Source organism: Streptomyces thermoviolaceus, from assembly GCF_045209695.1.
Taxonomy (GTDB): domain Bacteria; phylum Actinomycetota; class Actinomycetes; order Streptomycetales; family Streptomycetaceae; genus Streptomyces; species Streptomyces thermoviolaceus.
Window position 1 is genome coordinate 4,055,343 of the sequence record NZ_CP109280.1, and the last position, 12,028, is coordinate 4,067,370.

Sequence of the window (12,028 nt, forward strand, 5' to 3'; positions counted from 1 at the left end):
CGGAGAAACTGCTGGTGGGACCGCACCCCCCACGCCCATGGGTCCTGCTCGAAGGGGATATATGAGTGCTTCGTATGCCGCGCCGCCCGAGCGCAGGCGAGGGGCGGTTCGCGTGGCCGCCGCGACGTTGGGATCCGGACTGGTCGCCGCCGGTGTGCTGACCGTCGCGAGTCCCGCCGCAGCCGACGAGGCACCCCGTACTCCGGGCGGTGCGACCGCCACCATCGCCGGCCTGAAGACCTACGGCACCGCGATCGTCCACGACGCCACCGGTGACCACGAGGTCTCCGCGGGCCTGTTCGAGATGTCCGTCGACGGCGGCGGCATGTTGCAAACCTACTGCGTCGATCTGCACAACCCCACCCAGCGGGACGCCCGGTACCACGAGACGCCCTGGAGCGGCACGTCGCTGGGCACCAACAAGAACGCCGGCCGGATCCGCTGGATCCTCCAGCACTCCTACCCCCAGGTCAACGACCTGGCCGCGCTCGCCGCCAAGGCGGGGGTCAAGAACCTCACCGAGCAGGACGCGGCGGTCGGAACCCAGGTGGCCATCTGGCGCTTCTCCGACGACGCGGACGTCGACGCGGTCGACCCGCAGGCCGAGAAGCTCGCCGACTACCTGGAGCACCACGCCCGGGACATGGCCGAACCGAAGGCCTCGCTCGCACTCGACCCGCCCGCCGTCTCCGGTCGGCCCGGTCAGCGGCTGGGACCGGTGACGGTGCACACCGGCGCGAGCAGCGTCACGGTGACACCCCCGGCGGACGCCGCCGGGGTGCGCATCGTCGACGAGCACGGCAAGCCGGTCACCTCCGCCAAGGACGGCACCCAGCTGTACTTCGAGGTCCCCGAGGACGCCACCGACGACGCCACGCCCCCTGCGGACGGCACCACCCCCTCCGTCGACAGCGGCGCGGGCAGCGCCGAGCTGACCGTCCAGGCGTCCACCACGGTGCCGGTCGGCCGGGCCTTCACCTCCGACAGCCGCAGCCAGACCCAGATACTGGCCGGCTCCAGCGAGTCCACCGTCTCGGCCACCGCGACCGCCACCTGGGCGGACGAGGGGCCGGCGCCCGCCCTGTCCGCCGAGAAGGACTGCGCCGAGGGCGGCCTGGTCGTCCACGCGGTGAACGAGGGCGACGCACCCTTCACCTTCGCCCTGATGGGCACCGGGCACAGCATCCCGGCGCACGCGACCAGGACGGTTCTCATCCCTCTGCAGGAGGACCAGTCCTACGACTTCACGATCACCGGACCCGGCGGCCTCGCCCAGCGCTTCACGGGCGTGCTGGACTGCAGGACTCAGAGCGACACGGCCGGCCTGACCACGCAGACCGTCGCCGAACCCTCCCCGGCCACGGGCGGCAACATCGCCGACGCCGCCGATCTCGCCGAGACCGGCGGTGACGACAGCACCCCGATGATCGCCGTCACCGGCCTGAGCCTGCTGGTTCTCGGTGCCACGGCACTGAGCATCGTCCGCAAGAAGAAGGCACCGCAGGACTGACCCAGCCCGCGCCGAGCACGTCACCCCGTACGGACCCCCGTCACCCCGGACGGACCCGCGTCCCAGCCCTCCGCGGGCGTCACCGCGGAGGGACCCGCGCCCCCGCCGGGACCCGCGGGCCCGTCCGGCCCGGCCCCCTCAGGTGACGGACGGTGGTCGGCCGCCTACCGCCTTCGACGACAAAGCCCCAGCTCACAGGCCCCCACCTGAACTGGTTTCCGCCCAGGGGTGGCGGTACGGCAAGATGGGGTGTATCTGCCCACTGCCAGATTCAAGCTGCCGGACGGTTTCTCTTGGCTGAGTTCATTTACACCATGCGCAAGGCGCGCAAGGCGCACGGCGACAAGGTGATCCTCGACGACGTCACCCTGAACTTCCTGCCGGGTGCCAAGATCGGCGTCGTCGGCCCGAACGGTGCCGGTAAGTCGACCGTGCTGAAGATCATGGCGGGGCTGGAGCAGCCGTCCAACGGCGACGCGTTCCTGTCGCCCGGGTACAGCGTCGGCATCCTGCTGCAGGAGCCGCCGCTGAACGAGGAGAAGACGGTCCTGGAGAACGTCCAGGAGGGCGTCGCCGAGATCAAGGGCAAGCTCGACCGGTTCAACGAGATCGCCGAGCAGATGGCCACCGACTACTCCGACGCGCTGCTGGAGGAGATGGGCAAGCTCCAGGAGGAGCTGGACCACGCCAACGCGTGGGACCTCGACGCCCAGCTGGAGCAGGCCATGGACGCCCTGGGATGCCCTCCCGGCGACTGGCCCGTCACCAACCTCTCCGGTGGTGAGCGCCGCCGCGTGGCGCTGTGCAAGCTGCTGCTGGAGCAGCCCGACCTGCTGCTGCTCGACGAGCCCACCAACCACCTCGACGCCGAGTCGGTGAACTGGCTGGAGCAGCACCTGGCCAAGTACGAGGGCACCGTCGTGGCGATCACCCACGACCGTTACTTCCTCGACAACGTCGCCGAGTGGATCCTGGAGCTGGACCGCGGCCGCGCCTACCCGTACCAGGGCAACTACTCCACCTACCTGGAGACCAAGGCGGCCCGTCTGAAGGTCGAGGGGCAGAAGGACGCCAAGCGGCAGAAGCGCCTCAAGGAAGAGCTGGAGTGGGTCCGCTCCAACGCCAAGGGCCGGCAGGCCAAGTCCAAGGCGCGTCTGGCCCGCTACGAGGAGATGGCCGCCGAGGCCGAGAAGATGCGGAAGCTGGACTTCGAGGAGATCCAGATCCCGCCGGGGCCGCGCCTGGGCAACGTCGTGGTCGAGGTCAAGGACCTGCACAAGGCGTTCGGCGAGAAGGTCCTCGTCGACGGCCTGTCCTTCACCCTGCCCCGCAACGGCATCGTCGGTGTCATCGGCCCCAACGGCGCCGGCAAGACCACGCTGTTCAAGATGATCCAGGGCCTGGAGACCCCGGACAGCGGCGAGATCAAGATCGGCGAGACCGTCAAGATCTCCTACGTCGACCAGAACCGCGCCAACATCGACCCGAACAAGACGCTGTGGGAGGTCGTCTCCGACGGGCTCGACTACATCAACGTCGGTCAGGTCGAGATGCCGAGCCGCGCCTATGTGTCCGCGTTCGGCTTCAAGGGACCGGACCAGCAGAAGCCGGCCGGGGTGCTCTCCGGCGGTGAGCGCAACCGCCTCAACCTGGCGCTGACCCTCAAGCAGGGCGGCAACCTGCTCCTGCTGGACGAGCCCACCAACGACCTCGACGTCGAGACGCTGTCCAGCCTGGAGAACGCCCTGCTGGAGTTCCCGGGCTGCGCCGTGGTCGTCTCCCACGACCGGTGGTTCCTCGACCGTGTGGCCACGCACATCCTCGCCTACGAGGGCGACTCCAAGTGGTTCTGGTTCGAGGGCAACTTCGAGTCGTACGAGAAGAACAAGATCGAGCGGCTCGGACCGGACGCCGCCCGCCCGCACCGTGCCACCTACAAGAAGCTGACCCGGGGCTGATCCTGCCGATGCGCCACACCTACCGCTGCCCTCTGCGCTGGGCGGACATGGATGCCTACGGGCATGTCAACAACGTGGTCTTCCTCCGCTATCTGGAGGAGGCCCGGGTCGACTTCCTGTTCCGCCCGGACAAGACCTTCCGGCGGGGGTCGGTCGTGGCGCGTCACGAGATCGACTACAAACGGCAGCTCGTCCACCGGCACGAACCGGTGGAGATCGAGCTGTGGGTCACCGAGATCCGGGCCGCCTCCTTCACCCTCGCCTACGAGGTGAAGGACGGCGACCTGGTCTACGTCCGTGCCTCCACGGTGATCGTGCCGTTCGACTTCGAGGCCCAGCGGCCGCGCCGGATCACCCCGGAGGAACGGGAGTTCCTGCAGCAGTACATGGACGGCGCGGACGGCGACGGCACCGGCACGGACCCGGACGGCGAGAAGGAGGCCGTCGCCGCATGACGGTCCTCCACCTCGCCGACGGCACCGAGGCGGCCGATCTGGCGGCCTTCCTCTCCCGGCTGCTCCACTACGACCGGGCCGCCGCCGTGCGCCTGCAGGCCGCGGGCACCGCGCTGGCGGTGTTCGGACGGCCGGCCTCCTTCGAGGTGCTGGCCGTGCGCGCGGTGCGCCTGGCCGAGCCGTACGAGGACGGACAGGACGTCACGCTCGACGCGACCGTCTCCGCGGGCGAACTGCTGGAGTCCGTCGACGAGCAGGCGGCCACGGCCACCGTCCCCGCCGCGGTGACCGGACCGCCGTGGGCCGGCGTGCTGCCGCCGCGCGGCGGCTGGCGGCCGGAGCCCGGGCTGCCCGGTGCGGACAGCCTGCGGGCCCTGGTGTCCGCCGCCGTCACCGAGTTCCGTGCCCGCACCGGGCAGTTGCCTCCCGAGGCACGCACCCGCGCCGAACTCGACCGCATCGGACGGGAGATATGGTCCCGGACGGTCGGTCCGACCCGGCTGCCGGTGCGGGCCGTGCACGCGGCACAGTCGCTGGGCTTCCTGCGCCCGGCAGCCGGGGAGAGCCAGGACGACCTGGCCCTGTTCTCCTCCGGCACGTGGCTGCGGCTGCGGGCACCCTACGGTTCGATCGCCGTCCGGCAGACCGGGCAGGAGCAGGCCGGGCTGGGCGCGCTGAGCCTCAGCGTCCGCTGAACTCCCGAGTCCGGAGCGGGAGAGCGGTCGAAGGCCGCAGGCGGACCGCCTGCTGCTGCCCGGCCTGCCGGGCCTCAGTCCCGTCGGCCGTCGTGCGGTGCGCTGTCGCGCGTTTCCCCGTCGCGTGTTTCGCTGTCGTCGGGCCAGACCGCGATGTGGTCCGGCTCCAGCTCCAGCGCCACCCGGTCCCGCATGCCCAGGGCCTGCATGTACTCGGCGGGCAGTTGCATACGGCCGGCGCGGTCCAGCATGGCGTACTCCCGGCTCACCACCCGCTCGTCGCCGGTCGCCGCGTCCACCTCGCTGCGGCGCAGCACCTCCGTGGACGTCCGTCCGTCGCGGATGGCGACGGTGCGGCGCACCTCGTTCGCCACCGCCTGGTCGTGGGTCACGATGACGACGGTCGTACCCAGGCGCTCGTTGGCGGTGCGGAAGGCGGCGAAGATCTCCTCGGCGGTGTGCGAGTCGAGTTCACCGGTGGGTTCGTCGGCGAGCAGCACCGCCGGATCGTTGGCGAGGGCCACCGCGATCGCCACCCGCTGCTGCTGACCGCCCGACATCTGCCGCGGACGGCGGTCCCGGCAGTCGGCGACCTGCAGCATCTCCAGCAGTTCCATCACCCGTTCGGCCCGGGCCCGGCGTCCGCGCGGGCCGCGTCCGCCGGACAGCTGCATCGGCAGGGCCACGTTCTGCGCGGCCGTCAGATAGGGCAGCAGATTGCGGGAGGTCTGCTGCCAGACGAAGCCGACGACCTCGCGGCGGTAGCGCAGCCGGTCCTTCGCCGACATGGCGAGCAGGTCGTACTGCGCGACCCGGGCCGCACCCGCGGTCGGCGTGTCCAACCCGGCGAGGATGTTCATCAGCGTGGACTTGCCGCTGCCGGAGGCGCCGACGAGCGCCATCAGCTCGCCCTCCCGGACCAGCAGGTCGAGGCCCTGCAGCGCCTGCACCTCCACCCCGTCGGTGGAGAAGATCCGCACCAGCCGGTCGCAGGTGATCAGGGCGTCGTGGCCGTAGGCCGGGCGGGAGCGGTCCTCGGCGACCCGCCGCTCCAGATCGTCGAGCGTGGGGCGGTGCGTGCTGCTCGGCTTCGTCGTCATCGGCTGGCTCCTGCACGGCGGCGGCGTCGGCTGTGGCGGTCACGGGTGCGGCGGCGGTCCGGCGTTCGTCGGGGGGCGCTGTCCTCGGGCGATGCGGCGTTCGTCGGCGGTCCGGCGTCCCCCGGTGGTCTGTCGTCCTCCGGTGGTCTGTTGTCCTCCGGGGTTGCGGCGTCCTCCGGGGTTGCGGCGTCCTCCGGGGTTGCGGCGTCCTCCGGTGGTCCGCTGTCTGTCCTCCGGCGGTCCGGCGTCCCCCGGTGGTCGGCTGTCGCCTGCTCCTCGCACGGCCGCCTCATCGTGCGTCCCCCGCCCGCAGTTCGCGGACCGAGCCCGCGCGGCAGGTCCACCACGCCTGCCCGGCGGCCACCGCGACCGTCAGCAGCAGGACGGCCGCCGCCGGACACAGCAGCGACAGCGGGTCGGTCCGCAGCGGGGTGACGGTGGTGGGCGCGGCGGACGGCGGCAGGGCGACGGCCGTCAGGTCGAAGCCGGACGACAGCAGGCGGATGGCGGCCCAGCCGGTCAGGGCGCCCCCCGCCGCGGCGAGCAGGGCCTGCGGCAGGGACTCCAGCACCAGCAGGCGGCGGCCCTGGGAGCGGGTGAGGCCCATGGTGCGCAGGCGGGCCAGCAGCGCGGTGCGCTCGGGGGCGGCCCGCAGCAGGGCGAGGATCAGCGCGAGCACCGCATAGCCGGTGCTCGCGGCGACGGCCGCGAGGTAGAGGCGCTCGGCACCCGACTGCAGCGGCGAGTCGGCGTACGCGGCGCGCTCGGCGGCGCGCAGACGCACGACGGCGCCGTCGCCCGCGGCGCGGCGCAGGGCGGACGCGTCGAGACGGTCCCCGGTCAGCAACAGGGCGATCCTCGGGGCCGCCGCGTCGAGCCCGGCGCCGTCCACGACCAGGAAGTCGGTGCCGGGCACCGCCGGGGTGCGGTCCCGGACGACGACGATGCGCACGGTGATGGTGGCGCCACCGCTGAGCCGGATGGGGAAGGGATCGGTGCCGTAGGTCCGGGCGACCGACGGTGAGGCCAGCGCGGGCAGCGGCGCTCCGTCCGACCCGGCGGGGCGGTGCAGCCGCTGCTCCGGGAAGGAACCCAGGCCGACGTCGCGTGCCAGTGCCGCGTAGCCCGCGGGGGAGACGCCCGCCACGGTGATCCGGGTCAGGGTGCGGCCCGCCTGGGCCTGGTCGTCGACGCGCACCTCGGTCACCTCGCGCACCCCGGCCGTGCGGCGCACCCGCTCGGCCGCCCCGGCCGGCAGGGCGTCCTCGCTGTCGATCCGGCCGTCGGCGCCCACAGCGAGCAGCGCCGCGTGGTCGCGGGCTCGGTCCACACCCGCCAGGACCGAGCCGCCGAAGGCCGCCGTGGTCAGCGCGGTCAGCAGCACCAGCAGCGGCAGAACCGGCGAGGCGGACGTACGGCCGGCGCGGGCCAGCGACAGAGGGCCCACCGCCCCGCGCAGCCGACGGGCCGGGCGGGCCGTCTGTCGCAGCAGCAGCGGATACAGGCGGGCCAGGACCAGGGCCGCGATCACCCCGACCAGCACCGGCGCCGCCGCCGGCAACTGGTCCCCGGCGCCCGTCACACCGCGCTGCCGCAGGACCGCCACCGCCCCGATCGCGATCACCAGCAGGGTCAGTTCGGCGACCGTACGACGCCGGGAGGGGCGGACGGTCGCCGTGTCCTCGCGCGATACGTGCAGGCGGACCGTGCGGTGGGCGACCGCGGCGCGCACGGGCAGCGCCGCACAGGCCAGGGCGGTGACCGCGGCCGCGGCGGCGACGGCGCGCCCGGTGCGGCCCTCGGGCACCGCGAGCAGGGCCGCCACCAGTCCGAGCGCTCCGGCGGGCACGGCGACGACCGCGGTCTCGGCGAGCAGCCGGCCGGTCAGCCCGCGCAGGGAGGCACCGCGGGCGCGCAGCAGGGTCAGTTCGGCGCGGCGCCGCTCGGCGGCCAGGCCCGCCGCCATCAGCAGCACGATCCCGGCGATGACGGCTCCGCCGGTGACGGCGACCGCGACCAGCGGGCCGATGTCGTCGTCCAGGCGGCCGAAGCCGGTCAGGACATCGTCGAGTTCGGTGCTGACCTCGGCCGTCGGGTCGGTGGCGGCGCGGACCTGTCCGAGGCCCGGCCCGCCCTCCAGGGCGGCGACCGCCGAGGTCAGCCCGTCCAGGTCCCGGGCGCGCAGGACGTCGGTGACGGGGGCCAGCTGCCAGGAGCGGACCGGGTGCCCGGAGGTGGCCAGCAGGGCGGGTGCCGCTTCCGGCGGCAGCAGCAGGGCGGCCAGCCAGTAGTACAGCGGGTCGCCGCCCGCGCTCGGCGCGCGGGCCAGCGCCGGGGTCCGCAGCAGCGGCTCTGTCGACCAGTAGGCGCCGTCCGGGGTGCGCGGCGCGACGATCCCGGTGATCCGGACCTCCAGCGGTGCCCGGGAGACGGCGGGCACATGGACGACGGAGCCGACCTTCATGTGCAGGTTTCTGGCCGTCTCCTCGGTGACGGCGGCCTCCACGCGGACGCTCGCGGCCGTGACCGGGGCGTCGGCGCGCGGCAGCCGGCCGGTGCGCACCGTGGCGTGTTCACCGAGCGCGCTCTGCGCGACCAGGTGGATCTGGGCGGGCAGGCCGCTGGGGCGGGGGATCCACGGGTCGTGGACGGTGATCGCGTCCGTGGTCCTGACCCCGTAGGACGACTGGTCCGGGTCGGTGACCAGGGGCCGTCCCACGGCCTGCAGCACCTTTGTGTACTGGTCGTGCAGGGCCGGCGGCCGCAGGGCCTCGGCGCGGGCCGCGGCGGACAGTTCCAGACCGGGCTGGGGCGTGGTCACGGTCACGGTGGTGCGGTCGGGCGTCGCCCGCTCGACGGCCCGCAGCAGACCGGCGTCCTGGTAGCGGTCCCAGACGCGCGGGACGGCGGCCGCCAGGAAAGCGGTCACCAGCACCAGCAGGGCCAGGGCTGCCGCGGCGCCCGGCGCGGTGCGCAGCCGCACACGGACCCAGGAGGGGGCGACGGGGTGCACGTCATTCACCTCCGCGCTCTCGCAGGGACACGGCCGGGTCGGCCCGGCGCAGGCTCAGTACCGCGGTCACCACCAGCGGTGTGACGGCCACCGCCGTCAGCAGCAGCGCCACCCGGGCCACCGGCAGCTCGACCAGCACCGCGGGCACGGGTTTCGTGGCCTGCCCGGTCAGCACGATCAGCGGCACCACCGCCCGGGTCAGCACGGTGCCCAGGGCCACCCCGACCACCAGCGCCAACGCCAGCAGCACCCCCTGCTCGGCGGCGAGCATCCGCGCCAGCAGACGGCGCGGGGTGCCCAGGACGCGCAGCACGGCGAACTCCGCGTCCCGCTCCCGCAGCGCGCCCGCCGCGCTCATCGCGAAACCGACCGCGGCCAGCGCCGCCGCGATCACGGCCGCCGCGGTGAACGCGGCCGCGGGCACCGCACCGAAGGGGTCGTCGCGCAGCTCGGCGGCGATCTCCTCGCGCACCACGACCTGCTCGGGCTCGACGTCCGGCAGCGCCCGCAGCGCGGCGGCGGCACCGGCGGCGCCACCGGCCTCGGTGTCCAGCCACCACTCGGTGGGCGGGCCGGTGTCGCCGCCGTACCGTACCTGCAGCAGCCGGTTCACCGCTCGCAGGTCCAGCAGCACGCCCCCGCCGTCGTGCGCGGCGTCCTCGGCCCCGTCCTGCTCGGCCGCCCCGGTCACGGTGGGCAGCGCGCGCACGGTGGCGACGACCCGCACCGGGACGTTGTGCCCGGCGACGGTCACCTCCACGTGCTGACCCGGGTGCGCGCCCGTGGCCGCGAGGAACCGGTCGGTCGCCACCGCCGCGACCTCCTTCTGCGCCGGCTGGACGGCCTGCACCCGCACCACCACCGTGTCGGTCGTGCCCCGCTCCTCACGTGGGATGTAGCCGGTGCCGTAGACGACGGTCAGCGGACGGGAGGAGGTCACCTGCGGTGCGGTGGGCGCGTTGCGGCCGTCGGGCAGGACGGCGGCGTCACCGCCGGAGAAGGCGGCGGTCCAGGACGCCGGAAAGGCCAGCCGGCGGGTGGTGCCGTCCTCGGACACGGCCTCGATCGCGGGGACGGTCAGGCGGTGCTGCTCGGCCCGTCCGACGGGCAGCGGGGCGCTCAGGCCGATCCCGGTCAGGGTCGTCGCGCCCGTGCCGGCGGGCAGCGGCAGCTGGAGCGTGCGGGCGCGGCCGTCGGCGGGCAGCGAGCCCAGCGACATCCGGTGCAGGATGCCGTAGCGGTCCTGCAGCGTGACGGTGAGATCCACCGCGAAGGTCCGGTGCGCCGCGTCCGGGCTGCTCACCGCCGCCGTGATCCGCAGCCGGCCGGTGCCCTCGGGGACCGGCACTCCTGCCGTGGTGCCGCGGGGCGCCAGCCGGTGCAGCAGGGAGCCGACCGGCTCGGACGCCAGATCGCTGCGCATCAGCACGGTGTCGGCGGCCCGCTCGGTGTCCAGTGCGAGCACGGTCGCGGTGCGGCCGCCGGGCAGCGCGAGCGAGGTGCGCACGGCGGGGGCGGCCGAGCGCACCTGCGGGATCGACGTGTACGTCGCGTCACGGCCCGGACCGCCGTCCCCGGGCGTCAGCAGCCGCACCGGCGCACCGGCCCGGAAGTCGGCCTGGTCGTCCTGCGACCGCTGCCAGGAGGCGCCCTGGCCGATGGCGAGCATGCCCAGGGCGACGGCGAGGACCAGCAGCAGCGTCGGACCGGCGCCGCGGGCGGGGCGGCGGCTGAGCTGCCAGCCCGCCAGCGCGGCCGGCAGCCCGCGCCCGCCGGCCGCCCGGCGTTCGGCCAGCCGGGCCAGCAGCGGCAGCAGCCGCAGCGTCAGCACGGTGCCGGCCAGCAGGGCCAGAGCGGGGGCGGTGACCAGCAGCGGGTCGACGCCGAGCCCGCCCGTGCCGGTGCCGAGCGCACCCGAGGACTGCCGGCTCAGCTGCCAGTACGCCACCGCCGCCACCGCCAGCAACCCGAGGTCCGCACCGGCTCGCAGCGGCGCGGCGAGCGCCGGGGAACGCCGGCCGGTCCGGAACCCGCCCGTCAGCGCGGGCAGGGTCACCGCGAGCGCGCAGCCCAGGGCCACGGCCACCGCCGTCAGCCACACCGCCCCGGTCCCGGCCGCCGGGACCTGCGGGCGCAGACCGATCCGTGCCAGGGGGCCCTGCCCGGCCAGCAGCCGGGTCAGCGGCCCGGCCAGCAGCGCCGCGCACACCACCGCCGGCAGGGCCAGCAGCAGCGCCTCCGCGGCGGCCAGCGCCGCGATCCGGCCCCGCGAGGCGCCCCGGGCGCGCAACAGCCGGGTCTCCCCGGCGCGTTCCCCGCTCAGCAGCCGGGCCACCAGCAGCAGTGCGCAGCCGGCGAGCAGCGCCAGCTGCAGCGCCGCGATCAGCAGGGTCGAACGGGAGACGAGCAGCGAGCGGTCGAGCCGGGACAGGACGTCGGGCAGGGCGGTCGTCACCGTCGGCGAGCCGCCCAGCGCGGTCGAGCGGCGCAGCTCGTCGGCGGCGTCGCGGACCGCGTCCCGCACCGCGCCGATCCGCCCGGTGGTCATCGTCGAGAAGTCCGCCGAGGCCTGCCAGGCGATCTGCCCGGCGCTCACCTGCTCGCCGGTCAGCACTCCGGGGCGGGTCAGCAGCGGGCCGTAGGTGGTGAAGTCCACCGTGCGCACCCCGCGTCCGCCCAGGTCGTCCAGCTGCCAGTAGGGCGCCGCGGGGGTGGCGGGCCGGTACACCCCGGTGATGCGCACCTGCACGGCGGCGCCGCCGAGCCGGTCGGCGAGGGTGAGCCGGTCGCCCGGCCGCAGCCCCAGGCGCTGCGCGGCGGCCTGCGGCAGCGCGGCCTCCACCGGCGCCGCCCCGTCCTGCGGCAGACGCCCGGACACCAGCCGCACCTGGGACAGGTCCAGCGCGGCGAAGTACGTCAGATCCGGGTCGCCGGAGCGCTGCGCCGCGGGCTGCAGGGAGCGGGGCAGGGCGTAGGGGCCGGACCGGGTCAGGGTGCGCACGGTCACCGGCAGCCCGTCGAACGCCGTGCGGGCCTGCCGGCGGACGGCGGCGTCGGCCTGCGCACGGTCGGCGGGCGGCAGGTCGGCCTCCACGGCCAGGGTGGTGCCGGCCGCGTTGCGATCGTCGTGCAGCCAGTGACGCAGCGCCGCGTCGCCGGTCGCCGACGCATAGGCGGTGAGGGTGGCCAGGACGGTGGTGGTCAGCAGGATCGTGAGCCAGGCGGCGGCCAGGAGCAGCCGGTGCGCGCGGGCGCGCAGCAGCAGCCAGCCCGTGAACCCTGTCACCCCGGTCCCCC

Annotated in this window: 7 protein-coding genes; 4 read left to right on the forward strand and 3 right to left on the reverse strand. The window is 74.7% G+C overall.

Features of this window, described 5'->3' with window-relative positions; translation table 11 throughout:
- Positions 1-61: 61 nt before the first annotated feature.
- The 4 genes from OG899_RS17770 to OG899_RS17785 all read left to right on the forward strand — a co-directional run bounded on the left by OG899_RS17770 (position 62) and on the right by OG899_RS17785 (position 4,618).
- Entirely contained in the window at positions 62-1,510 is a 1,449-nt protein-coding gene (locus OG899_RS17770; protein ID WP_125498849.1) for a Cys-Gln thioester bond-forming surface protein, read from the forward strand.
- A 293-nt stretch (positions 1,511-1,803) separates the two neighbouring features.
- The gene (ettA, locus tag OG899_RS17775) at positions 1,804-3,468 is read left to right on the forward strand and encodes an energy-dependent translational throttle protein EttA (protein ID WP_125498850.1); all 1,665 of its coding nucleotides are present in this window, start codon (positions 1,804-1,806) and stop codon (positions 3,466-3,468) included.
- An 8-nt stretch (positions 3,469-3,476) separates the two neighbouring features.
- The gene (locus OG899_RS17780) at positions 3,477-3,923 is read left to right on the forward strand and encodes a thioesterase family protein (protein WP_125498851.1); all 447 of its coding nucleotides are present in this window, start codon (positions 3,477-3,479) and stop codon (positions 3,921-3,923) included.
- Entirely contained in the window at positions 3,920-4,618 is a 699-nt protein-coding gene (locus OG899_RS17785; RefSeq protein ID WP_125498852.1) for a hypothetical protein, read from the forward strand. The genes OG899_RS17780 and OG899_RS17785 overlap by 4 nt, the downstream gene beginning before the upstream one ends.
- 74 nt (positions 4,619-4,692) lie before the next feature.
- Here the strand turns inward: OG899_RS17785 and OG899_RS17790 are convergent, their stop codons facing one another.
- From OG899_RS17790 to OG899_RS17800, 3 genes are all read right to left on the reverse strand, one after another.
- Positions 4,693-5,718 carry an ABC transporter ATP-binding protein gene (locus OG899_RS17790; RefSeq protein WP_125498853.1) on the reverse strand — a complete coding sequence of 342 codons (1,026 nt, stop codon included), beginning with the start codon at positions 5,716-5,718 and terminating at the stop codon, positions 4,693-4,695.
- Between the two features lie 289 nt (positions 5,719-6,007).
- Positions 6,008-8,731 (reverse strand): FtsX-like permease family protein, encoded by a 2,724-nt coding sequence (locus tag OG899_RS17795; RefSeq protein ID WP_168132172.1) that lies wholly within the window; start codon positions 8,729-8,731, stop codon positions 6,008-6,010.
- A 1-nt stretch (position 8,732) separates the two neighbouring features.
- Positions 8,733-12,017 carry an ABC transporter permease gene (locus OG899_RS17800; RefSeq protein WP_229814260.1) on the reverse strand — a complete coding sequence of 1,095 codons (3,285 nt, stop codon included), beginning with the start codon at positions 12,015-12,017 and terminating at the stop codon, positions 8,733-8,735.
- Positions 12,018-12,028 lie beyond the last annotated feature (11 nt).

Excerpts from the sequence above, each read along its gene's own strand:
- OG899_RS17770 (WP_125498849.1), top strand. The coding sequence starts at position 62 with ATGAGTGCTTCGTATGCCGCGCCGCCCGAGCGCAGGCGAGGGGCGGTT.
- OG899_RS17780 (WP_125498851.1), top strand. The coding sequence starts at position 3,477 with ATGCGCCACACCTACCGCTGCCCTCTGCGCTGGGCGGACATGGATGCC.
- OG899_RS17785 (WP_125498852.1), top strand. The coding sequence starts at position 3,920 with ATGACGGTCCTCCACCTCGCCGACGGCACCGAGGCGGCCGATCTGGCG.
- OG899_RS17790 (WP_125498853.1), bottom strand. The coding sequence starts at position 5,718 with ATGACGACGAAGCCGAGCAGCACGCACCGCCCCACGCTCGACGATCTG.